Annotated in this window: 17 protein-coding genes and 1 tRNA gene; 15 read left to right on the top strand and 3 right to left on the bottom strand. The window is 69.4% G+C overall.

Going from position 1 to position 22,325, the window contains the following annotated elements; all coding sequences use genetic code 11:
- Window positions 1-365 precede the first annotated feature (365 nt).
- From gyrB to HT134_RS31105, 7 genes are all read left to right on the top strand, one after another.
- Window positions 366-2,309, top strand: a complete 1,944-nt coding sequence (gyrB, locus tag HT134_RS31135; protein ID WP_175604038.1) for a DNA topoisomerase (ATP-hydrolyzing) subunit B — start codon at window positions 366-368, stop codon at window positions 2,307-2,309.
- A 20-nt stretch (window positions 2,310-2,329) separates the two neighbouring features.
- Complete coding sequence (gyrA, locus tag HT134_RS31130) at window positions 2,330-4,846, top strand: DNA gyrase subunit A (protein WP_175604037.1); 2,517 nt, start codon at window positions 2,330-2,332, stop codon at window positions 4,844-4,846.
- A 3-nt stretch (window positions 4,847-4,849) separates the two neighbouring features.
- Window positions 4,850-5,548, top strand: coding sequence for a DUF3566 domain-containing protein (locus HT134_RS31125; RefSeq protein WP_175604036.1), 699 nt, complete (start codon window positions 4,850-4,852; stop codon window positions 5,546-5,548).
- Between the two features lie 124 nt (window positions 5,549-5,672).
- Window positions 5,673-5,749: transfer RNA gene (locus HT134_RS31120), tRNA-Ile, on the top strand.
- Between the two features lie 310 nt (window positions 5,750-6,059).
- Window positions 6,060-6,413, top strand: a complete 354-nt coding sequence (locus HT134_RS31115; RefSeq protein ID WP_175604035.1) for a DUF2809 domain-containing protein — start codon at window positions 6,060-6,062, stop codon at window positions 6,411-6,413.
- A 174-nt stretch (window positions 6,414-6,587) separates the two neighbouring features.
- Window positions 6,588-6,947: a hypothetical protein gene (locus HT134_RS31110; RefSeq protein WP_175604034.1), complete on the top strand. Its 360-nt coding sequence runs from the start codon at window positions 6,588-6,590 to the stop codon at window positions 6,945-6,947.
- Between the two features lie 473 nt (window positions 6,948-7,420).
- On the top strand, window positions 7,421-9,190 hold the full coding sequence (locus HT134_RS31105) for an Ig-like domain-containing protein (protein ID WP_217708579.1): 1,770 nt from the start codon (window positions 7,421-7,423) through the stop codon (window positions 9,188-9,190).
- Between the two features lie 480 nt (window positions 9,191-9,670).
- Here HT134_RS31105 and HT134_RS31100 read toward each other — a convergent pair whose 3' ends face one another.
- On the bottom strand, window positions 9,671-10,240 hold the full coding sequence (locus HT134_RS31100; RefSeq protein ID WP_175604032.1) for an ArsR/SmtB family transcription factor: 570 nt from the start codon (window positions 10,238-10,240) through the stop codon (window positions 9,671-9,673).
- A gap of 180 nt (window positions 10,241-10,420) precedes the next feature.
- Here HT134_RS31100 and HT134_RS31095 point away from each other — a divergent pair, with 180 nt between their 5' ends.
- The 4 genes from HT134_RS31095 (at window position 10,421) to HT134_RS31080 (ending at window position 15,169) form a co-directional block, all read left to right on the top strand.
- Window positions 10,421-11,632: a cation:proton antiporter gene (locus HT134_RS31095; RefSeq protein ID WP_175604031.1), complete on the top strand. Its 1,212-nt coding sequence runs from the start codon at window positions 10,421-10,423 to the stop codon at window positions 11,630-11,632.
- The gene (locus tag HT134_RS31090; protein ID WP_312888578.1) at window positions 11,629-12,978 is read left to right on the top strand and encodes a TrkH family potassium uptake protein; all 1,350 of its coding nucleotides are present in this window, start codon (window positions 11,629-11,631) and stop codon (window positions 12,976-12,978) included. Before HT134_RS31095 ends, HT134_RS31090 begins: the two co-directional genes overlap by 4 nt.
- Complete coding sequence (locus HT134_RS31085) at window positions 12,971-13,633, top strand: potassium channel family protein (protein ID WP_246365896.1); 663 nt, start codon at window positions 12,971-12,973, stop codon at window positions 13,631-13,633. The genes HT134_RS31090 and HT134_RS31085 overlap by 8 nt, the downstream gene beginning before the upstream one ends.
- A gap of 252 nt (window positions 13,634-13,885) precedes the next feature.
- Window positions 13,886-15,169, top strand: a complete 1,284-nt coding sequence (locus tag HT134_RS31080) for an ArsB/NhaD family transporter (RefSeq protein WP_175604030.1) — start codon at window positions 13,886-13,888, stop codon at window positions 15,167-15,169.
- A gap of 34 nt (window positions 15,170-15,203) precedes the next feature.
- On the opposite strand, the gene HT134_RS31075 is transcribed toward HT134_RS31080, so the two are convergent.
- Window positions 15,204-16,463, bottom strand: a complete 1,260-nt coding sequence (locus tag HT134_RS31075) for a glycosyltransferase (protein WP_175604029.1) — start codon at window positions 16,461-16,463, stop codon at window positions 15,204-15,206.
- 152 nt (window positions 16,464-16,615) lie between these two features.
- Between HT134_RS31075 and HT134_RS31070 the strand changes: the two genes are divergently transcribed.
- Window positions 16,616-17,083: a GbsR/MarR family transcriptional regulator gene (locus tag HT134_RS31070; RefSeq protein ID WP_175604028.1), complete on the top strand. Its 468-nt coding sequence runs from the start codon at window positions 16,616-16,618 to the stop codon at window positions 17,081-17,083.
- Window positions 17,084-17,096: 13 nt separating this feature from the next.
- Here the strand turns inward: HT134_RS31070 and HT134_RS31065 are convergent, their stop codons facing one another.
- Window positions 17,097-17,873 (bottom strand): alpha/beta fold hydrolase, encoded by a 777-nt coding sequence (locus HT134_RS31065; RefSeq protein WP_175604027.1) that lies wholly within the window; start codon window positions 17,871-17,873, stop codon window positions 17,097-17,099.
- A 103-nt stretch (window positions 17,874-17,976) separates the two neighbouring features.
- On the opposite strand from HT134_RS31065, the gene HT134_RS31060 reads away from it, so the two are divergent.
- From HT134_RS31060 to HT134_RS31050, 3 genes are all read left to right on the top strand, one after another.
- Complete coding sequence (locus tag HT134_RS31060) at window positions 17,977-18,825, top strand: helix-turn-helix transcriptional regulator (RefSeq protein ID WP_175604026.1); 849 nt, start codon at window positions 17,977-17,979, stop codon at window positions 18,823-18,825.
- Between the two features lie 574 nt (window positions 18,826-19,399).
- Window positions 19,400-20,683 carry a CE1 family esterase gene (locus HT134_RS31055; protein WP_217708578.1) on the top strand — a complete coding sequence of 428 codons (1,284 nt, stop codon included), beginning with the start codon at window positions 19,400-19,402 and terminating at the stop codon, window positions 20,681-20,683.
- A 61-nt stretch (window positions 20,684-20,744) separates the two neighbouring features.
- Window positions 20,745-22,184, top strand: coding sequence for an arabinofuranosidase catalytic domain-containing protein (locus HT134_RS31050; RefSeq protein ID WP_175604025.1), 1,440 nt, complete (start codon window positions 20,745-20,747; stop codon window positions 22,182-22,184).
- Window positions 22,185-22,325 lie beyond the last annotated feature (141 nt).

Here is a 22,325-nt window from a genome sequence, read left to right as displayed (position 1 = left end):
TTCGCCACAGCAGAAGCAGCGGGCCGTACGCGATCATGAAACGAGAGCTGACAGCGGCCGAAAACCGATCAGAAGCCCGCAGGCGCGATGACCCCACGCCCGTGGGGGGGAAGGCTTGACTGGGGGGTCATCAAGCGACAGAGCATTACAGGGGCGTTCAATGCCACCTTGGGCGCTCGGACCCGGTAGAATGAATACGGATTCCGGACACGTCCGCTTGCGTGTCACCCCCGGCGCGCGACGGCGACGTCGACTCCCCTGGGTGACCAGCGCAACGGGGCACTCACGACGGTGACGGGCACGGCAGGGGCAGCTGGGCAAGAGAGCGCCTCCCTGCCGCGTGTCCGCGGCAGGAGGATTTGCACTTGTCCTACGACGCTAGCTCAATCACCGTACTCGAAGGGCTTGAGGCGGTTCGCAAGCGCCCGGGTATGTATATCGGTTCGACCGGAGAGCGCGGTCTGCACCATCTCGTCTACGAGATCGTGGACAACGCGGTGGACGAGGCGCTGGCCGGTTACGCGGACCGCATCGACGTCACGCTGCTGGCCGACAACGGCGTGCGCGTGATCGACAACGGTCGTGGCATCCCCACGGGCATCCACCCGGTGGAGAAGCGCTCCGCCGTCGAGGTCGTGCTCACCACGCTGCACGCGGGCGGCAAGTTCGACAGCCAGTCCTACGCGGTATCGGGCGGTCTGCACGGCGTCGGCTCGGCCGTCGTCAACGCGCTGTCCACCGCCATGGACGTCGAGGTGAAGCAGAACGGGCGCGTTCACCGGCTGAGTCTCGTCAATGCCAAGCCCGTCGCTCCTCTGTCCACGGACGAGGAGACCGATGAGACCGGCACCACGATCACGTTCTGGCCGGACCCTGAGGTGTTCGAGACCACCACCTGGAACTACGAGACGCTCTCGCGCCGCTTCCAGGAGATGGCCTTCCTCAACAAGGGCCTGATGATCACCTTCACCGACGAGCGTCCCGACCACGTCAACGGCGAGCCGCACACGGTCACCTACCACTACGAGGGCGGCCTGGCCGACTTCGTCCAGCACCTCAACTCCAAGAAGGAGCCGGCGCACGCGTCGATCATCTCCTTCGAGGAGGAGGGCGACGGCATCGCGGTCGAGATCGCCATGCAGTGGAACAACTCCTACAGCGAGTCGGTCTACACCTTCGCCAACACGATCAACACGGCCGAGGGCGGCACCCACGAGGAGGGCTTCCGCGCGGCGCTGACGACGATCGTCAACCGCTACGCGCGCGAGCAGAAGTTCCTCAAGGAGGGCAAGGACGACAACCTCTCCGGTGAGGACGTCCGCGAGGGCCTGACCGCGATCATCTCGGTCAAGCTGTCCGACCCGCAGTTCGAGGGCCAGACGAAGACCAAGCTGGGCAACACCGAGGCCAAGTCGTTCGTGCAGAAGGCCTGCAACGACCACCTGCGCGACTGGTTCGAGCGCAACCCCGGCGAGGCCAAGGACATCATCAACAAGTCGCTGCAGGCCTCGCGCGCCCGCATCGCCGCCCGCCAGGCGCGCGACCTGACCAGGCGCAAGTCGCTGCTCGAGGCGGGCAGCGGCCTGCCGGGCAAGCTGGCCGACTGCCAGTGGAACGACCCGGAGAAGTGCGAGCTGTTCATCGTCGAGGGTGACTCGGCCGGCGGCTCGGCCAAGGGCGGCCGCGACTCGCGCTTCCAGGCGATCCTGCCCATCCGCGGCAAGATCCTCAACGTCGAGAAGGCGCGGATCGACAAGGTCCTGAAGAACAACGAGGTCCAGGCGCTGATCACGGCCCTGGGCACCGGTGTGCACGACGAGTTCGACATCGCCAAGCTGCGCTACCACAAGGTCATCCTGATGGCCGACGCCGACGTCGACGGCCAGCACATCAACACGCTGCTGCTGACGCTGCTGTTCCGGTTCATGCGGCCGCTGATCGAGGCCGGCCACGTCTACCTGTCGTGCCCGCCGCTCTACAAGATCAAGTGGGACCGCAAGGGCGAGGACGCCTCCTACGCGTACTCCGACGCCGAGCGCGACGCGGTCATCGCCGAGGGGATCGCCAACGGCAAGGCCGACCCGCGGCCGCGCGACAACGTGCAGCGCTTCAAGGGGCTCGGCGAGATGAACGCGGGCCAGCTCTGGGAGACCACGATGAACCCGGAGACCCGGCTGCTCCGCCTGGTCACGCTCGATGACGCGGCGCAGGCCGACGACCTGTTCAGCGTGCTCATGGGCGAGGACGTGGAAGCTCGGCGCGACTTCATCATCCGCAACGCGCGCGACGTCCGTTTCCTCGACGTTTAGCCAGAAAAAGGATCACACCTGTGACGGACGTGAACACCACTCCCCCGGCTGACCGCATCGAGCCGGTGGACATCCAGTCCGAGATGCAGCGCAGCTACATGGACTACGCGATGTCGGTCATCGTGTCCAGGGCGCTGCCGGACGTCCGCGACGGTCTCAAGCCGGTGCACCGGCGAGTGCTCTACGCGATGTACGACGGTGGTTACCGTCCCGACCGCGGCTACTTCAAGTGCGCCCGCGTCGTCGGTGACGTGATGGGCACCTACCACCCGCACGGCGACACCTCCATCTACGACGCGCTGGTGCGACTGGCGCAGCCGTGGTCGCTGCGGTACCCGCTGGTCGACGGGCAGGGCAACTTCGGCTCGCCGGGCAACGACCCGGCGGCGGCGATGCGCTACACCGAGTGCAAGCTCGCGCCCATCGCCATGGAGATGCTGCGCGACATCGACAAGGACACCGTCGACTTCCGCCCCAACTACGACGGCAAGTCGCAGGAGCCCGACGTCCTGCCGGCGCGCTTCCCGCAGCTGCTGGTCAACGGCTCGGGCGGCATCGCGGTCGGCATGGCCACCAACATCCCTCCGCACAACCTGCGCGAGGTCGCCTCGGCGGTCAAGTGGGCCCTGGAGCACCCGGAGGCCAGCGACGAGGAACTGCTCGAAGCGTCGATGAAGCTGGTCAAGGGGCCCGACTTCCCCACCAAGGCGCTGATCGTCGGGCGGCGGGGCATCGAGGACGCCTACCGCACCGGGCGCGGCTCGATCACCATGCGGGCCGTGGTCGAGGTCGAGGAGGAGAAGGGCCGGCAGGCGCTCGTCGTCACGGAGCTGCCGTACCAGGTCAACCCCGACAACCTCGCCCTCAAGATCGCTGAGCTGGTGCGCGAGGGCAAGCTGACCGGCATCGCCGACGTGCGCGACGAGAGCTCCTCGCGGGTCGGGCAGCGCCTGGTGATCGTGCTCAAGCGCGACGCGGTCGCCAAGGTCGTGCTGAACAACCTGTACAAGCACACCCAGCTCCAGGACACCTTCGGCGCGAACATGCTGGCGCTGGTCGACGGGGTGCCGCGCACGCTGCGGCTCGACCAGTTCATCCGGCACTACGTCACGCACCAGATCGAGGTCATCGTCCGCCGGACGCGCTACCTCCTGCGCAAGGCCGAGGAGCGCGCCCACATCCTGCGCGGCCTGCTGAAGGCCCTTGAGCGGCTGGACGAGGTCATCGCCCTCATCCGGGCCTCCGAGTCCGCCTCGCACGCCCAGCAGGGCCTCATGGGGCTGCTGGAGATCGACGAGGTGCAGGCGCAGGCCATCCTCGACATGCAGCTGCGCAAGCTGGCCGCCCTGGAGCGACAGGCCATCCAGGACGAGTACGACGCCCTGATGGCGCAGATCGCCGAGTACAACGCGATCCTGGCCAGCGAGGCCCGCCAGCGGGAGATCATCAACGAGGAGCTCGCCGAGATCGTCGGCCGCTACGGCGACGACCGGAAGACCGAGATCACCGCTTACGACGGCGACATGTCGATCGAGGACCTCATCGCCGAAGAGGACATCGTCGTCACCATCACCCGCGGCGGCTACGCCAAGCGCACCCGCACCGACCTGTACCGCGCCCAGAAGCGCGGCGGCAAGGGCGTGCGCGGCGCGCAGCTGCGGCAGGACGACATCGTCGACCACTTCTTCGTCACCACGACCCACCACTGGCTGCTGTTCTTCACCAACAAGGGCCGCGTCTACCGGGTCAAGGCGTACGAACTGCCCGACTCCGGGCGCGACGCGCGGGGCATGCACCTGGCCAACCTGCTGGCCATGCAGCCCGACGAGACCGTCATGGAGGTCCTCGACCTGCGTGACTACGACGTCGCCCCGTACCTCGTGCTGGCCACCCGCAGCGGCCTGGTCAAGAAGACCCGTCTGTCCGAGTACGACTCCCCCAGGTCCGGCGGTCTCATCGCCATCAACCTGCGCGAGGACGACGAGGTCATCGGCGCCCGGCTGGTGTCGGAGGAGGACGACCTGCTGCTCGTGTCCAAGGGCGCGCAGTCGATTCGGTTCACCGCCTCGGACGAGGCGCTGCGCCCGATGGGCCGTGCGACCAGCGGCGTCATCGGCATGCGCTTCCTCGACGGCGACGAGCTGCTCGCCATGAATCGCATCGCCGACGGACAGCACGTGCTTATCGCCACCAAGGCTGGGTACGCCAAGCGGACGCCAGTTGAGCAGTATCCGGTTCAAGGTCGTGGCGGTAAGGGTGTGCTGACTGCGAAAATCGTGAGCTCCCGTGGCAAGCTGGTCGGAGCCGTCATGGTCAACCCAGAGGACGAGGTCTTCGCGATCACGTCCGCCGGTGGGGTGATCCGGACGAGTGCCGGCGAGATCAAGAAGTCCGGCCGCCAGACCATGGGAGTGCGTTTGATGAACCTCGCCGAAGGCGACAGTGTGGTGGCCCTCGCCCGCAACGCCGAGTCCATCGAGGCTGCCGCCTCCGTGGATGCCGTGGTGGACAACGAGGAAGACGGGGGAGGAGAGTAAGTCATGAGCGCCCAGGGTGGTAGCCCCAGCGCGAGGACGAAGGCGGCTCGGGATAACGGGCAGAAGCCTAAGAAGTCCGTCGAAACCGAGACCTTCGACAAGCCCGACGAGGACAACGCCACGGCCGTGCACCCGATGCCGACCGCGCCGCCGTCCTCCTCGGCCCCGCAAGGCGGGCCCAAGCCGGCTCCCGCGGGCGCCAAGCCTGGGCAGGCGGAGCAGGACAGCAAGGGATCCGGCATCCGGCCGTCGCTGACGTCGGAGGCGCCGCCGCAGCTCGAGCTGGGGTCGTCGAAGAAGAAGTCCTCGTCGGGGGCCCGCCTCCCCCGCAAGGCCCACCTGGTGCTGCGCCGCATCGAGCCGTGGTCGGCCATGAAGTTCAGCTTCGTGGTCTCGCTCGTCTGCTTCGTGGTGCTGTTCGTCGCGGTGGCCGTCCTGTACGGCGTGCTGTCCGCGCTGGGCGTCTTCGACTCGATCGTCGACCTGGTCAACCAGCTCGGCCAGGGCGAGCAGGGCCAGACGGCGCTGCCCATCGACATCGCCTCGTGGTTCGAGCCGGTCCGCATCCTGGGCTACACCGCCCTGATCGGCGCGGTGAACGTCGTCCTCATCACCGCCCTCGCCACGCTGGGGGCCGTCATCTACAACGTCGCCTCCGACCTGGTGGGCGGCGTCGAGGTGACCTTCAGCGAGGCCGAGTAGTCGTGCGATCTCGCGCCGCCCGTCTGGGGGCGGCGCGAGCACCGGCGCGGACACGGTAAGCTTTTCCTCGTCCGCGCAACCGGTTCGCGTCGATGAAGTTGATGCGATACGGTGCGGTGTGCGCGGGGCTATAGCTCAGTCGGTTAGAGCGCTTCCCTGATAAGGAAGAGGTCCCAGGTTCAAGTCCTGGTAGCCCCACCAGCAGAAAGCCCCGAAGCGATCAAGCTCCGGGGCCTTTTTACTGCAACCGGTACTGCAACGGGCTCACTCGAACAGCTCGTTGATCCTCTTGATCGCGTTCTCCCGGCTTCCTTGCTGACGAACGCGGAGCCGTCGTTCTCCGTCAGGACGCCAATGTCCTCCTCGTGGAACGCGTATCGCGCGTCATCCCGGGTGAGCGCGCGGACGCTGACCTGAGGCAATCAGCATGCCGCCATGAGGGACGAGCCCTATGATCAGTTCGCCCTGATCGTTGAGATTCGGAGAAGATGTCAATCTCATGCGCCGCGCCATGGTCCTTCTGGGTGGCGTCGCCCTCGCCATCGGCGCGTTCGTCCTCTTCTACCGGGGCCCGGGACAACCGTTCATCCGCGGCTACGTGAGCGACGTCAGCGCCACCATGCTGGTCTACGCGTTCTTGGGACTGTTGTGGCGCACCACCGCCGCACGCCGTGCCCTGGCCACGGCGGCGATCGCCGCCGCCGTCGAGTTCTACCAAATAGTCGGCCTGACCCCGCCGGGCATCGGCGGTGTCCTGGTCGGCGCGTTCCCCGACCCATGGGACCTGGTCGCCTATGCCATCGGTGTGGTCGCGGCCCTGGCCTGGGAACGCCGATCGGTCCGATCCGGTGATCAGACCGGCTGACGGTACGGATGCCCCCACAGCGGCGAGGTCATCGGGTTCCTCCTGCGCGGCGGCCGGCGCATGCGCAGCCGGCCAGTCGTCGATTCGGCGCCACGATGACGACACCGTGCCCTCGCTCATGGGGCCGAACTGGTGGACAGCGACCATGTGCGGACCGCCTTCTAGACTGCGGAAATGATCGAGTTGGGTTCGCGAGAGCGTAGGCAGCCGCCGCCCCCTCGCATCGTGTGGGAGAGCCTGACCGACCCTTGGCGACCTGGCGGACGGCAGTGGCTGGATCTGAAACGCGACGAAGTCAAGCCACGCATCCTCCGGGCGGTGGAGCCGGAACTCGTGGTCTGGTCGTCGCTGTGGCCGGACAGGCCCGATGACGAGATCCGGTTCGACATCCGGCCGACCGAGGATGGCGGGTGCTCACTGCGCTGGACACTGCTGACACCTGCGGAAGCTCCGGAACAGGCTGTGATCGGCCGTCTGCGTCACCGGCTCAACTTCCTGATCAATGCTCAGCTCCGGTTCTCTTTCGGACAGTGAGGGGCTCTCGGCGGACGCTTCCTGCAAGGAGTGCTGCAACAGAGGCACGCAACCACTCATGCCCACGCCCGTCCAGCACTGTTCAGGGCCGGGTTGCGAACCTCTGAACTGCGGTGGCGCGGGAGGCGCATCGTCGCGGACGCGCGATCTCGCTGAGGAATGGCGGCTGATTGACGGTTCTGGTCGGGCGCTTGGCACGCATCCGGGAGACAGCGGCAGCCCGCGCAACGGCGGGCAAAACGGGACGATCGGATGCTGACCGGCTCATAGCTCCGCGATAGATCCGGTCCGAACTCACCCGAAGAGATGCTTAGCGCGACACGAGGTCACATCGCACCGTCACCTCAATGCACATAGTGATCACTTACAGTAACGTCCCGGTGAAGTCGATCTACGAGGGCGACCTCACGACGGACGGGGGTTCACTGTTGTTGTCACGACGCAGATTCGCGATTGCCGTGCCGGTAGGGGCCATGTTGGCGCTGCTGGCTACGGTGGGAGCTCAGACGGCGGCCGTCGCCGGCGCGAACGCCGCCACCGGTGAGCGGCAGGCCGTGACGCGCGCCGCCGTGGCACCCTGTGTTCGGCAGGGGCAGGCCAACTATCCGGTCGAGTACTACTGGAAGAACGCGCTCGGCATGAGGCTGGGCAGCGGGTCGGTGTCGGTCGTCACCTCCCCGTCCCTGTGGGGCGGGCAGATCGCGCCGGGCAGCACCTTCACCCTCACGCTGACCCACCGCACGGCCCAGTGGCCGCTGCTGGTCAGCAGGTACACCACCACGTGGGACCTGTCGTCACTCCTGGCCAACGCCACTGTCGTCGGCGAGTCGGGGACCGGAAGCATCAGCGGCACCACTCTGTCGATCACCTCGACCGGTACCAAGACCGACCCGTCACCGAAGGTCATCACCTTCCAGGTCAAGCCGGGCACCGCCGGGCGCAGCATGACCATCCGGCCGACCGGGATCAGCAGCGTCATCGCCGCACCGGGCCAGCTGGGGGGCAACACGCCCGCCCCGCCGATCCAGATCGTCAACGGGCAGTCCATCTCGCCCACCAAGGCCGTCGACGACACCGCCACCACCGGGCAGGGCACACCCGTCAGCGTGCCTGTCCTGGCCAACGACACGGCGACCGCGCCGACGATCAGCGGCGTCGGCAAGCCCGCCCACGGCACCGCGACGATCTCCGGCGGGAAGGTGGTCTACACGCCCGACCCGAGCTTCGCCGGCACCGACAGCTTCACCTACACCGTCACCACGCCCTGCGGAACCAGCACCGCCAAGGTCACCGTCACCGCGAGCTGCGACCACACACCGGTCAACCTGGTCAACGGCAGCTTCGAGGCGCCGCCCGTGGCCACGGTCGACTGGAACATCCCCGACGCCTCCACCAACCCGGGCGTCGGCTGGCACACCACCGCCGCGGACCGCAAACTGGAGTTCTGGCGGAGCGGGGCGGGTGGAGGCCCGTCAGCCGACGGGCAGCAGTTCGCCGAACTCAACGCCAACTACGTCTCCACGCTCTACCAGGACCTGCCCACTGTCCCGGGCACACGGATGACCTGGTCGCTGTACCACCGCGGCCGTCTCGGCACCGACGTGATGCAGGTGCTCATCGGCGCCCCCGGCGCCCCCGTTCCGCAGACCCCGACCGGGGCCTCCTCGCCGGACCTGTCCGATGACAACACCACCTGGGGTCACTACACCGGCGTGTACGTCGTCCCGCCGGGACAGACCACCACCCGGTTCGCCTTCCACTCGGTGTCGGCCGCCGGTGGCAGCCCGACCGCCGGCAACTTCCTGGACGGTGTGACGTTCACGACGCCGACCTGCCTCAACACGGCCAAGAGCGTCGAGAAGGCGAGCGGATCCCCGGGCACGCAGGTCAAGCCCGGCGACATCCTGGAGTACACCTTCACCACCACCAACACCGGGCCGACGGCCACGGTGAACGCCACTCTCCACGACCCGGTGCCCAACGGGACGCAATACGTCCCAGCAAGCACCACCCTCAACGGGACGGCAGTGCCCGACGCCGGTGGAGGGTTCCCCTACGCCGGCAGCGCCCCGGTCAACAGCCCCGCCGCCGCACCCGGCGTGCTGGCTCCGGGAGGGACCGCAGTGGTGAGATACCAGGTCCAGGTCGGCGCCAACGTCCCATCGGGCGGCATCGAGAACTGCGGCACCGCCGCTGCGGAGAACGTCATCCAGCCGTTGCGATCCTGCACGCTGACCAGCTGACCCTGCGCCAGAGGACGGGACCACGGGCAGGGCCGTGGTCCCGTCCCTGTCGACCGGCTAGGAAGCCGCGTCGGTCCCAGCTCCTTGAGCGGCGATACGGCGATGTGCCGGAGGTCCTGGACACGGTGCCGAATTGCGGACCGGGTCGTGCCGCCCGTAGGAAGGCCTGCCACGTTGCGAGAGTCGAGGAGTCTGCGTCGGTCCAGCCGTACGCCCGCTCCCTGCTGCCCATCGCCGAGCAGGCCGCCGCCGTCGTCGCCGACCTCATCACGTTCATCGGGCTCGTCCTAAGAGTCAGGGAAGGCGGGTTCGAGGCGGTTGGCGAGGCGGTGGAGAGTGATCGCGAACCGGCCGCGGAGGCGCAGAAGAACAGGCCGGCGCGAGCGCGGCGGGATCATGCGTAACCGTGCGGCCTCGGCTCGCTGCTCAGCGAGGTAGGCCCGGCCCCACTCCTCATGCATGACATACATGGAAAGCTCCTCAGGGTTCTTCGGGGAATGCGTGGTAGAACATGAAGATCGGGCGAGTGTCCGGCGGAGCCTCGCCCGATTCGACGCGCGATTTGGTCAGCACGCGCCACGGCTGCAACACGGCATAGAGCTGGTCGGCGAGCTGCGCGAGCTCATCCTTGGTCAGCCTCAGGTGATGGCTGCCTCCGAAGGCCACGTTGCGCCAGTCCTCGGGAAGCGTCATGTGGGTGCGTTCGAAGTCGCGCAGCCGCTCGAACTGGTCGATCACCCACTGTGAAGTCCACGCCTGTGCCGCGGCTCTGTCTTCCGGGGCTTCGAAGTCTCTCACCAACGCCCACCCGCCCATGGCTGCCCGGACCCAGCGTTCCCGGCTGTCCCGGGCGAGCTCCGGCACGTCCTCGATCAAGCCGTGCTTCTGCATCTGCCGCAGGTGATAGCTGACCTGGCCGGGGTCGGCATCCATCCGTCTGGCGAGCTCGCTCACCGTGATCGGGCCGATGCGGCAGAGGCGGCTGAAGAGCTTCATCCGAAATCGGCTGGTCAAGACCTTGAGCACGTCCGGGTCGTCGATATGTCGCATGGCCACGACGGTAAGACCGGCACGTGAAGATGCTCAAGGCGTCTACTGGATCTTGGAAACGCGCGATGGTGGGATCGCGTAAAGACGCGTCAATGAGTTGCTGTTACGGTGGGGCGCGGTGCGCCGGGAAGTCTGGTCGGCAAGGTTCCACGCTGGACGGACATCGACCGGAGGTTCATCTTGGCCACGCTGCTGACGGCGTTCGCATGCGTGCTGCTGCTCGCCGTGCTCCTGTCCAGCCTCGCCCACCGGACGATCCTGTCCACGGCCGCGCTGTTCCTGGTCGCCGGGTTCGTCCTGGGTGACGGCGTGCTGGGCGTCGTGTCGGTGAAGGCGACCGACCCGCTGGTGGGCACGCTGGCCGAGCTGGCGTTGTTCGCGGTGCTGTTCAGCGACGGCATGCGGGTGGGCTGGCAGGACCTGCGCGCCGCGTGGCGGCTGCCCGGCCGGGCGCTGGGGTGGGGGTTGCCGCTCACGCTGGTCATCACCGCCGTCGGGGCGCACTACCTGGCCGGGCTGGGCTGGATCGAGTCGCTGCTCGTGGGCGCCATCCTGGCGCCGACCGACCCGGTGTTCGCCGCCGCGCTGGTCGGCAACGAGAAGGTTCCGCCCCGGCTGCGGCAGTTGCTCAACGTCGAGTCCGGCGTCAACGACGGGCTGGCGCTGCCGTTCGTCATCCTGTTCCTGGCCATCGCCCAGGGCTCTGCCGACCTGCACCTGGGCGAGCTGGGGCTGGAGCTCGGCGTCGGCGTCGTGATCGGCGTCGCGGTGCCGTGGCTGGCGATCAAGCTGGAGCAGACGCGCTGGTTCGCCGCGTCCACCCAGTACGAGCCGCTCAACGCCCTGGCCATCGGCCTGCTCGTGCTCGCCCTCGGCAAGGCCACGCACGGCAACCTGTTCCTGGCCGCCTTCTCGGCGGGCATCACCGTGGCCACGTTCGGCCCGCGGCAGCGCGAGTCGTTCGAGCACTTCGGCGAACTGATCGCGGAGCTGTTCAAGCTGGCGGCGCTGTTGCTGTTCGGCGCGCTCGTCACCCCGGCGCTGCTCGGCTCGGTGGGCTGGACGGGCTGGCTGTTCGCGCTCGGCGCGCTGGTGCTGGCCCGGCCGGTCGCGATCTGGCTGTCGTTCCTGGGCTCGGGCCTGTCGGTGCGGGAGCAGGCCGCGGTGGCCTGGTTCGGCCCCAAGGGCTTCGCGTCGGTGGTGTACGGCCTGCTGGTGCTGGGCTCCGGCATCGCCGCGAGCCTGCAGGTCTTCCAGCTCGTCGCGGTCACCATCGTGCTGTCCATCCTGCTGCACTCCTCCACCGACATCGTCGTGGCGCGCGGCTTCGACGACGAGCGTGAGGTCCCGGCCTGGTTCGGGCGGCTGCGCAGACGGGGCGGCGAGTCGTGAGGCGTGCTCCTGGCATCCTCAACCGCTTCCAGCACCCGGCCCAGGTGATCGTCGTCGGGTTCGCGACGGTGGTCCTGCTCGGCACCGGGTTACTGGCGTCGCCGATCGCCACCGAGTCGGGCCAGGCGGCAGGGCTCCTGACCGCGCTGTTCACCTCCACCTCGGCGGTGTGCGTGACGGGGCTGGTGGTCGTGGACACGGGGACGCACTGGTCGGCGTTCGGGGAATGGGTGATCGCCGGTCTCATCCAGGTAGGCGGGCTGGGCATCATGACGCTCGCCACGCTGTTCACCATCCTGGTGGCCGGCCGTCTCGGCCTGCGGGCCAGGATCTTCGCGCAGGCCGAGACGAAGACGCTGAGCATGGCGGACGTCCGGCACGTGGTCCGTAAGGTGGTCGTCTTCAGCCTGGTGTGCGAGGCGGCCGCGGCGGTCGTCCTCACCGGCCGGTTCCTGCTCGGCCACGGCGAGCCGTTCGGCCGTGCCGTCTACCTGGGCGTCTTCCACGCGGTCTCGGCCTTCAACAACGCCGGGTTCGCGCTGTGGCCGGACAACCTGATGCGGTTCGTCGCCGACCCGTGGATCTGCCTGACCATCGCCGCCGCGGTGATCGTGGGCGGGCTGGGCTTCCCGGTGGTGTTCGAACTGCTGCGGGCATGGCGGCGGCCGGGCCGCTGGTCGGTCCTGACCAGGGTCACCGTCGGCGTCACCCTGATCCTGCTGGTCGGTGGCACGCTGGTCTTCCTGGCCACCGAATGGGACAACCCGAGGACGCTGGGCGCGCTCGACGACCAGGCCAAGGTCCTGGCCGCGTTCTTCACCGCCGTCATGCCGCGCACGGCCGGGTTCAACAGCCTGGACCTCGCCGGCATGTACCCCACGAGCTGGCTGGCCACCGACCTGCTGATGTTCATCGGCGGCGGCAGCGCCGGCACCGCGGGCGGCATCAAGGTCACCACGTTCGGGCTGCTGGCCTTCGTCATCTGGGCCGAGCTGCGCGGCGAGCGCGAGGTCATCGTCGGGCACCGCAGCCTCCCGCAGAGCACCCAGCGCCAGGCCATCTCGATCAGCCTCATCAGCGTGGCGCTGGTCGCCGTGTCCACGTACGCGCTCCTCGCGCTCACCCCGCACAGCCTGGATCAGGTGCTGTTCGAAGCGGTCTCGGCGTTCGGCACCGTGGGCCTGTCCACCGGTGTCACCGCGGACATCGCCCCGGCCGGGCAGGTGCTGCTCGTGCTGCTCATGTTCATCGGCCGGACCGGTCCGCTCACCCTGGGCTCCGCCCTCGCGCTGAAGGATCGTACCCGCCGCTTCCAACTCCCCGAGGAGAGGGTCATCGTTGGCTGACAGGACAAGCGATCCGGTCGTGGTGATGGGGCTGGGGCGGTTCGGCAGCTCGCTCGCCGTCGAGCTGACCCGGCGCGGCACCGAGGTACTGGCCATCGACAACCGCGCCAAGGTGGTGCAGAGCCTGTCCGGCGAGATCACCCACATCGCGACCGCGGACTGCACCGACATGCAGGCGCTGCGGCAGCTCGGCGTGCCCGACTTCTACCGTGCCGTCGTCGGGATAGGCGGCGACCTGGAGGCGAGCATCCTCACCGCGTCGCTGCTCGTGGAGCTGGAGATCGAACACATCTGGGCCAAGGCGGTCAGCAGGCAGCACGGACGCATCCTCGACCGCATCGGCGTCCACCACGTCGTCTTCCCCGAGCACGACATGGGCGAGCGCGTGGCCCATCTGATCAGTGGCCGGATGCTCGACTTCATGCAGGTGGACGACGACTTCGCGCTGGCCAAGACACCTCCGCCCAAGCAGTACGTGGGCGTCCCGCTCGGGCGGTCCGACCTGCGGCGGAAGTACGGCGTCACCATCGTCGCGGTCAAGAGCCAGGGGCAGGAGTTCACCTATGCCACCGCGGAGACCGTGCTGGGCTACGGCGACGTCGTCATCGTGTCCGGCCGTACCGACCAGGTCGAGCGCTTCGCCAACCTGCCGTGAGGGTGGTTCCCCCCTGGTCAGCATGACGTGGAGTCGGCTGCGCTGCTCGCGCTTCTCCCCGTGCTGGTATGACGGGTGCGGACGAGCACGATCTCTACGGTTCTTGATACTTTGGCCACAGGTGCGCCGGGAAGTCTGGTCGGCAGGTCCTTGTCCTTCCACTTTCGAGGATGTGCCGGTGCGCGCCCAAGAACCGCTGTCTGACCTGCCCGCGACCGTCCCCGCCTCCGCGGCCGTCACGGTGCTCGCGGCGTGAGCGCGCTGTCCTGGGTGAGCGTGGCGGTGTTCCTGGCCGCCTACACGCTCATCGCCACCGAGAAGATCCATCGGGTCGCGGCCGCGCTCGGCGGCGCCGGGATCATGCTGGTGATCCACGCCACCGGCGCCGACGCGGCGTTCTTCTCCAAGCACACCGGCGTCGACTGGAACGTCATCCTCCTGCTGCTCGGCATGATGATCATCGTCGGGGTGCTCAAGGAGACCGGCGTCTTCGAGTATCTGGCCATCTGGGCCGCCAAACGCGCCCGCGGGCGGCCGTTCCGGCTGATGGTGCTGCTCGTGCTCATCACCGCCGCCGCGTCGGCGCTGCTCGACAACGTCACCACGGTGTTGCTGATCGCGCCGGTGACGTTCCTGGTGTGCGAACGGCTGGCCGTCAACGCGGCGCCCTTCCTCATCGCCGAGGCGATGGCGTCCAACATCGGGGGCGCCGCCACCCTGGTGGGCGACCCGCCCAACATCATCATCGCCAGCCGTGCGGGCTTGAGCTTCAACGACTTCCTCGTCCACATGGCCCCGATGATCGTCGTCCTGATGGTGGTGTTCGTCGGGCTGTGCTACCTGATGTTCGGCCGGTCGTTCCGCTACGACCCCGAACGCGCCGAGCAGATCATGGCGCTGAACGAGCGGGAGGCCATCGCCGACCACAGGCTGCTGTGGCAGGCGCTGACCGTGCTCGCCCTGGTGATGGCCGCGTTCGTGCTGCATCCGGTGCTGCACTACGAGCCGTCGGTGGTCGCCGTGCTGGGCGCCGGCGTGCTGGTGGCGGCGACCAGGGTGAGCACCGAGCAGGCCCTCGCCGAGGTGGAGTGGCCGACGCTGGTGTTCTTCGCCGGCCTGTTCGTCATGGTCGGCGCCCTGGTCGAGACCGGTGTCATCGGCGCCCTGTCGGAGGCCGCCGTCGCCGCGACCGCCGGACGGCCCGAGCTGACCACGATGGGGCTGCTCGGCGTCTCGGCCGGCCTGTCGGCCGTCGTGGACAACATCCCCTACGTCGCCACCATGAGCCCCATCGTGGAGCAGCTCGCCCACGCCGGCGGGGGCGACCGGGCGCTGTGGTGGGCGCTGGCGTTCGGCGCCGACCTGGGCGGCAACGCCACCGCGGTCGGCGCCGCGGCCAACGTGGTCGTGCTCGGCATCGCCGCCCGCAACGGCACCCCGATCAGCTTCTGGCAGTTCACCAGGTACGGGTTGATCGTCACCGCCGTCACCGTCGTCCTGGTCGCCCCGTACCTGTGGCTGCGTTACCTCATGTGACCTCGCACGCCCACGCCGGGGTCGCCGGCGCCGATCACAGGGATTCGAGGATCCCCACAGCCCGCCGGGCGCCGTCCTCGGCCCTGACCCGCTCGCCGAGGGACCGGGCGCGGTGGCCCATGCCGGCGTCGCCGGTCGCCAGGGTGATGGCGGCGGCCAGCCCCTCGGGGGTCAGGCGACGCTGCGGCTGCGGTCGCGGCGCGACGCCGGCGGCGTGCATGCGGGCCGCCCAGAACGGCTGGTCGGCGACGAAGGGGCACACCACCTGAGGACGCCCGGCGGCCAGCGCGGCGGCGGTGGTGCCCGCGCCGCCGTGGTGGACGACGGCCGCCGTCCTCGGGAACAGCCAGTCGTGCGGCGCCTGGTCGAGCAGCAGGACGTCGTCCGGCAGGTCGTCGAGCTGGAGGCCGCCCCATCCGGACGCCAGCACCGCCCGCACCCCGGCCAGCCGGATCGCCTCGCGCACGATCCGGCCGACGCGCCGCGGGTCGGTGCCGGCCATGCTGCCGAATCCCAGGTAGACCGGCGGCGGCCCGTCGGCCAGGAACACCTGCAGCTCCGCCGACGGCGTCCACGCCTCGGGGGCGGGCAGGTACCAGAACCCGGTGGTGTGCACCCACGCGGGATAGTCGAGCCCCGCGGGCAGCACGTGCACGCTGAAGCCCTGCAGCACGGTGGCGGGACGGCCGTCGGGCCGGCGCAGGATGTCGTGCCGCCCGCGCCGCCGGGGCAGGCCGAGCCGTCGTTTCCGCAGGTCGTCGGCGATGCCGCCGAAGGAGCGCAGCATCAGCTTGATCGGCAGGTAGGAGGCCCGGTTCAGCGCTCTGGGCAGGGGCAGCGGCAGCATCGGGTTGCGGAAGGCCCCGGTGGGCACCCACACCGGCTGGAGCGCGGCCGGCACCGCGGGGACGCCGAGCCGTTCGGCGACGTGCTGGCCGGGCATTCCGGGCGCGTGCACGACCAGGTCGGCCCCGTGCTCGGCGGCGGCCGCCATGTCGTCCAGAACCTTGGCCATGAGCGGCTTGCTGCGGCGCATCACCCGCAGGGCGATCCCCTTGCCGCGCAGGCCGCGGTAGTTGGTCTCGATGGCCTGGCGGATCTCCGGGTCGTCGATCAGCGTGTTGGGCCCGTCGTGCAGCGGGGCGTAGGGGATGCCGTACGGCTCGGCGAGTGAGGCCATCGCGGCCGGGGCGCCGAGGACCGGCTCGTGCCCGGCCCGTTCGAGCGCCAGGGCGAGGGCGGCGTAGGGCTGCACGTCACCGCGGGTGCCGTGGGTGAGGATGAGGACCTTCATCGGGGGCTCCTGATCAGGGGTTTCTCGCTCGCCGACCAGGCTTCCCGGCACACCGTCGCCTCCCGAAGGAGTCGAGTGACAGCAATATAGCGACATTTCAGAAATTTCTGAAGACTTCGGGGTGTCGCTATCCTGCTGTGCGGAGGTGGCGGATGGGTGAGCAGCAGGAGCGATGGCAGGCGGCGGAGCGGCTGGCGCTGGCACTGACCGAGGGCGGGCTCCAGCGGATGTCGGCGCGAGCCCTGGCGGTGTTCCTGTTCACCGACGCCGAGACGGTCACCATGGGCGACATCGCCGACCGGCTCGGCGTCAGCGCGGGCTCGGTGTCCGGCGCGGTCAAGGCGCTGCTGTCGGTCGGGCTGATCGAACGCCTGCCCGCCCCCGGCAGCCGCCGCGAGCACTACCGCCTGCGCGACGACGCCTGGCCCACCCTCTTCTCCACCCAGAACACCGTGGTCCACATCATGCTGCAGGCCGCCGACGCCGGCATCGCGACCACGGCGGCCGACGACCCGGCGCGCGAACGCCTCGCCCGGATGCGCGACTTCTACGACTTCCTGCTGCGGGAACTGCCCGGCCTGCTCCGGCGCTGGGAGCAGGAGCAGGCCTCGCGCCGCTGACACCCCTCGCCTCCTAGGCGGCGAAGTCCCGGACGAGCTTGATCAGGTCGTCGGGGCGTTCGACGCGGGAGACGTGGCCGGAGTCCAGCTCGGCGTAGGAGCTGCCGGGGATGGCGGCGTGGATCTCGCGGGAGTTCTCCGCCGGGACCAGCGCGTCCTGGGTGGTGCCGATGACCAGCGTGGGCGCCTTGATCTGGGGCAGCAGCCGGCGGATGTCCACCCGGAGGACGAGGTCGATCTGCCGGATGCGGTCGGGGTGGGCGCGGAAGGCCCTGGCGAGCTCCTCGACGGCGTCCCGGCCGATCTCGTTGAGGTGGCGGCGGCTGAACGCCGCGAGCATCGCGAACCGCGCGAAGAGCTCCGGGTCGTCGGCCAGGTCCAGCCAGAGCCGCAACGTGTTGCGCACGTACTCGTCCTCCGTGTGCGCCAGCCCCGACACCGGCACGAGCGTGCGCACCAGCTCCGGCCGGGTGGCCGCCAGCGACAGGACGACCACGGCGCCCAGGGAGTGGCCGACCAGGTTCACCGGCGCCTGCCCGCAGTCCTCGATCACCGCGGCGAGCTGCCGCGTCAGCGCCTCCAGGGTCAGCGGTCCGCCGTCGTCCTGCGCCACGTCGCTGCCGCCGAGGTCGGGCAGGATCACGGTGTTGCGGTCGGCGAGGCGCTCGGCGATGCCGTCCCAGGTCACGGAGCCGGGCCCGGTGCCGTGGACGAGCACCAGCGCGGGTCCGGTGCCGAGGGTGCGGTAGGCGATGCGGGCTCCGTCAACGGTCAGGTTCTTCGTCGTCATGGCGTCCACCGTGCCAAGCGGGGCGGCCGTTGTGGAGCGGACCGGGCTCCCTAGGACAAGCACTCCTAGGCTGCGATATTTCGGGATATTGCAGGATGGGGGGATGAATCGTGAGGAGCTCGCCGACTTCCTGCGCCGCTCACGGGAGCGGCTGCTGCCCGGGGAGGTGGGGCTGCCTTCCGGGCCGCGCCGCCGTACTCCTGGACTGCGGCGGGAGGAGGTGAGCCAGCTCGCGGGCATGTCAGCCGACTACCTGATGCGGCTGGAGCAGGCGCGCAGCCCGCAGCCGTCGACGCAGCTGCTGGCCGCGCTGGCGCGGGCGCTGCGGCTGACCCGCGACGAACGCGACCACCTCTACCTGCTGGCCGGACACCGGCCGCCGGCCGGGCCGCGCGCGGGCGAGTACGTCAAGCCCAGCCTGCTGTTCCTGCTGGACCGGCTGGTGGAGACGCCCGCGCAACTGGTGAGCGACCTGGGCGACGTGCTGTCGCAGAACGCGATGGCCGAGGCGTTGTTCGGCTGCCACTGCACGATCGAGGAGCCCGACCGCAACATCCCCTGGCGCTGGTTCACCGACCCGTTCGTGCGCGAGTCGTACCCGGAGGAGGAGCATCCGGCCTACTCCCGGATGCATGTGGCGGACCTGCGCGCGGCCGTGGTCAGGCGCGGCAACGACGTCGCCGCGACCGAGCTGGTCGAGCGGCTGCGCGCGGCCAGCGACGAGTTCGTACGGCTGTGGGAGCTGCACGAGGTGGCGGTACGGCGCAGCAGCCGCAAGCGCGTGCGGCACCCGGCCATCGGCGACATGGAGTTCGACTGCGAGGCGCTGCTCGCCCCCGCCGAGGACCAGCGCCTGCTCGTCTACACGCCGCCGCCGGGGTCGAAGACGTTCGAGGCGCTGGAGCTGCTGCGGGTGGTCGGCCCGGAGACCGCGCACCGCAGCCACCGTTAGCGGCCTCGCCGAAAGCCGATGCGGTGGTGGTGAGGCAGGTTGTGAGCGTTAACAACGTGGTGTCCGGCCGATCCCCTTCCGTCGGTGCTTGGTGGTGTGCCGCGGAGCAAATACGACGCGAGGCAGTCCCGTCAAGGGCGGGCTCCCGGCCATGCCGGTCCTCGGTCCGCCGGTCGGCCGTTCCCACCAGGCCCGGTCCAGGTCGCGGACGAGGCCCTGGTGATGAAAGTTTCAGGTCGCGGTCGCGGTAACGATCCGCCGCGTACTGGGTGAAAAGGCCCTGTGGAGCGGGAGATCGGAAACTTTCGAAAGGCGACGCGTCCATCGCCGCAGGACAGCGAAGGTCCGGCCCGTTCGCTTCGTGGAAACGTGCCCGGAGGCGCCTTGACAGGTTTCGCCGGGGTTTCCACACTGAGCCCGGAGCGGCCTCCTGCCGGAGTCGGTGGTGAGCGGCGGGGGTTGCCGGCCGTGACGCGTCCCGAGACGGATCGGGCCGCGCATCCGCCAGGTCTGATCACCGCTCCCTCCCATGACGCTCACTCTCATGTCCCCCATCGGCAGAGAGGGTCGCACGATGTCCAGACGTAGTCTCCTCACCGTCTTAGCGGCGATCACCGCCACAGCGGCGGCGATGCTCGCCGTCCTGGCCACGGGTGGTCCGGCGTTGAGCACCAGCGCAGGCGGGCCCCTCACCCGTACGGCCGGCGCCCTCGCCCCGACCGCCGGATGCGGCAGGGCCCCGGGGCTGGCCAGCGGCACCCACACGATCCAGAGCAGCGGCAAGAACCGCAGCTACATCCTGCGGGTCCCCGACACCTACGACAGGAACCACCCCTACCGGCTGGTCTTCGGCTTCCACTGGCTGGGCGGCACCGCCACCGACGTGGCCACGGGGCAGACCGTGCAACGCGACGTCTGGGCCTACTACGGGCTCCTGCGCCTGGCGAACAACAGCACGATCTTCGTCGCCCCCCAGGGTCTCAACAACGGCTGGGGCAACTCGGGCGGCGAGGACCTGACCTTCGTCGACGACATGGTCAGGCAGATCGAGGGAGCTCTGTGCGTCGACTCGACGCAGCTGTTCGCCACGGGTTTCAGCTACGGCGGCGCCATGTCGTACGCGCTGGCGTGCGCCCGGGCGAACGTCTTCCGCGCGGTCGCGGTCCAGTCCGGCGGGCAGCTCAGCGGGTGCGCCGGCGGCGCCCAGCCCATCGCGTACATGGGGATCCACGGCGTCCGGGACGGGGTGCTCGGGATCTCCGGCGGACGGTCGCTGCGCGACAGGTTCGTCAGGAACAACAACTGCGCCGCCCAGAACCCGCCCGAGCCGGCGCAGGGCACGCTGACGCACCGGATCACCGCCTACTCGGGGTGTTCGGCGGGACATCCGGTCGTCTGGGCGGCGTTCGACGAGGGGCACATCGCCGCACCGCAGGACGGCGCTCCCGGTGACAGCGGCTCCACCTGGGTCCCGGGTGAGGTGTGGAAGTTCTTCACCCAGTTCGAGAGCACGCCGCCACCGTCACCCACCCCGACCCCGACTCCCACCCCGACTCCGGTTCCGGGCGCGTGTTCGGCGACGATCGAGACGGTCAACAGCTGGCAGGGCGGGTTCCAGTCGACGGTGACGGTCCGGGCGGGCAGCGCGCCGGTGGACGGCTGGACCGTGAAGTGGACCTGGCCCGGCGGCCAGAGCATCAGCAGCCTGTGGAACGGCACGCAGAGCGGCTCCGGCTCCGCGGTGACGGTTCGCAACGCCCCCTACAACGGCTCCGTCGCGGCGGGCGCGTCCACCACGTTCGGCTTCACCGCGAACGGCACCGCGGCCACTCCCGTCGCCACCTGCACCTCCCCGTGACCGCCCGTCACCCGTACGAGCCCCTGGAAGCCCTTGGGAGCCCCAGGAAAGGAAGGCACCTGTGCGACATGTCAGCTCTTTCCCCCGGCGGTTGCGGCTCTCCGCCGCCGCGGCGGCCGCGCTGTCGACGGCCGGTCTCGGTGTCGCGGCGACGCACGGCGCGTCGGCGGCCACGGTCGGATGCCAGGTCACGTACACGGTGACCAACCAGTGGCCCGGCGGCTTCGGCGCCGATGTGAGCGTTCACAACCTCGGCGATCCCGTCAACGGCTGGAAGCTCACCTGGTCGTTCCCCGCCGGGCAGGCCGTCACCACGATCTGGAACGGCTCCTACACCCAGTCCGGCGCCCAGGTCACCGTCACCAACGTGGACTACAACGCCGGCATCCCCAGCGGCGGCAGCACCGGCTTCGGCTTCAACGGGAGCTGGAGCGGCTCCAACCCGGCGCCGTCCGGCTTCGCCCTGAACGGCGTGCCCTGCACCGGCGGCACCTCGTCGCCGACCCCCACGGTGTCGCCCACCACGACCCCCACGCCACCGCCGTCCAGGCAGCCGTGCGACATCTACGCCGCGGGCGGCACGCCGTGCGTGGCGGCGCACAGCACGACCCGTGCCCTGTACGCCTCCTACAACGGCCCGCTGTACCAGGTGCGGCGCGCCTCGGACAACGCCACCCGGGACATCGGGGTGCTGAGCGCGGGCGGCGGCGCGGACGCCGCGGCGCAGGACTCGTTCTGCGCCGGCGCCACCTGCCTGATCACCGTCATCTACGACCAGTCCGGACGTGGCAACCACCTCACCCAGGCGCCGCCCGGCGGGTTCCCCGGCCCCGCCCCCGGCGGGTACGACAACCTCGCGACCGCGACCAAGGCGCCGACCACGGTCTACGGCCGCAAGGCGTACGGCGTGTACGTGGACCCCGGCGTCGGATACCGCGACAACACCACCAACGGTGTCGCGAAGGGGGACCAGCCGGAGGGCATGTACGCCGTCCTCGACGGCACGCACTACAACGGCGGCTGCTGCTTCGACTACGGCAACGCCGAGACCAACAGCCGGGACAACGGCAACGGCACCATGGAGGCCATCTACTTCGGCAACATCAAGGTCTGGGGCTACGGCGCCGGCAACGGCCCCTGGATCATGGCCGACCTGGAGAACGGCCTGTTCTCCGGCGTGAACCAGAAGTACAACGCCAACGACCCGACCATCACCCACCGGTACCTGACCGCCGTCATCAAGGGCGAGCCCAACCACTGGGCCATCCGGGGCGGCAACGCGCAGTCGGGCAGCCTGTCCACCTTCTACAACGGGGTGCGGCCCAACGTGCCGGGCTACAACCCGATGAAGAAGGAAGGAGCCATCATCCTCGGCATCGGCGGCGACAACAGCCACGGCGCCGCCGGCACCTTCTACGAGGGCGTCATGACGTCCGGCTATCCGTCGGACGCCACCGAGAACGCCGTCCAGGCCAACATCGTCGCGGCCGGCTACCGGTGACCCGCCCGTCGTCGACGCGCGGCGGGCCGGTGGGCCCATGTCTGGTTCGTGACGACGTCATGCCCGGTCGATGATCGCGTCTCTGGTCGGTGCGGGCCGCTGACCAGCAGGGTTGTACCCAGTCGATGGGAAGGAGTCGTC

It is taken from the genome of Nonomuraea rhodomycinica (assembly GCF_013363995.1).
GTDB classification, from domain to species: Bacteria; Actinomycetota; Actinomycetes; order Streptosporangiales; family Streptosporangiaceae; genus Nonomuraea; species Nonomuraea rhodomycinica.
This window is presented reverse-complemented; position numbering and strand designations above follow the sequence as displayed.

What these genes read in the sequence shown, in the direction of transcription:
- HT134_RS31125 (WP_175604036.1), top strand. Translation starts at nt 4,850, where the DNA reads ATGAGCGCCCAGGGTGGTAGCCCCAGCGCGAGGACGAAGGCGGCTCGG.
- HT134_RS31115 (WP_175604035.1), top strand. Translation starts at nt 6,060, where the DNA reads ATGGTCCTTCTGGGTGGCGTCGCCCTCGCCATCGGCGCGTTCGTCCTC.
- HT134_RS31110 (WP_175604034.1), top strand. Translation starts at nt 6,588, where the DNA reads ATGATCGAGTTGGGTTCGCGAGAGCGTAGGCAGCCGCCGCCCCCTCGC.
- HT134_RS31105 (WP_217708579.1), top strand. Translation starts at nt 7,421, where the DNA reads ATGTTGGCGCTGCTGGCTACGGTGGGAGCTCAGACGGCGGCCGTCGCC.
- HT134_RS31100 (WP_175604032.1), bottom strand. Translation starts at nt 10,240, where the DNA reads ATGCGACATATCGACGACCCGGACGTGCTCAAGGTCTTGACCAGCCGA.
- HT134_RS31075 (WP_175604029.1), bottom strand. Translation starts at nt 16,463, where the DNA reads ATGAAGGTCCTCATCCTCACCCACGGCACCCGCGGTGACGTGCAGCCC.
- HT134_RS31070 (WP_175604028.1), top strand. Translation starts at nt 16,616, where the DNA reads ATGGGTGAGCAGCAGGAGCGATGGCAGGCGGCGGAGCGGCTGGCGCTG.
- HT134_RS31065 (WP_175604027.1), bottom strand. Translation starts at nt 17,873, where the DNA reads ATGACGACGAAGAACCTGACCGTTGACGGAGCCCGCATCGCCTACCGC.
- HT134_RS31060 (WP_175604026.1), top strand. Translation starts at nt 17,977, where the DNA reads ATGAATCGTGAGGAGCTCGCCGACTTCCTGCGCCGCTCACGGGAGCGG.
- HT134_RS31055 (WP_217708578.1), top strand. Translation starts at nt 19,400, where the DNA reads ATGTCCAGACGTAGTCTCCTCACCGTCTTAGCGGCGATCACCGCCACA.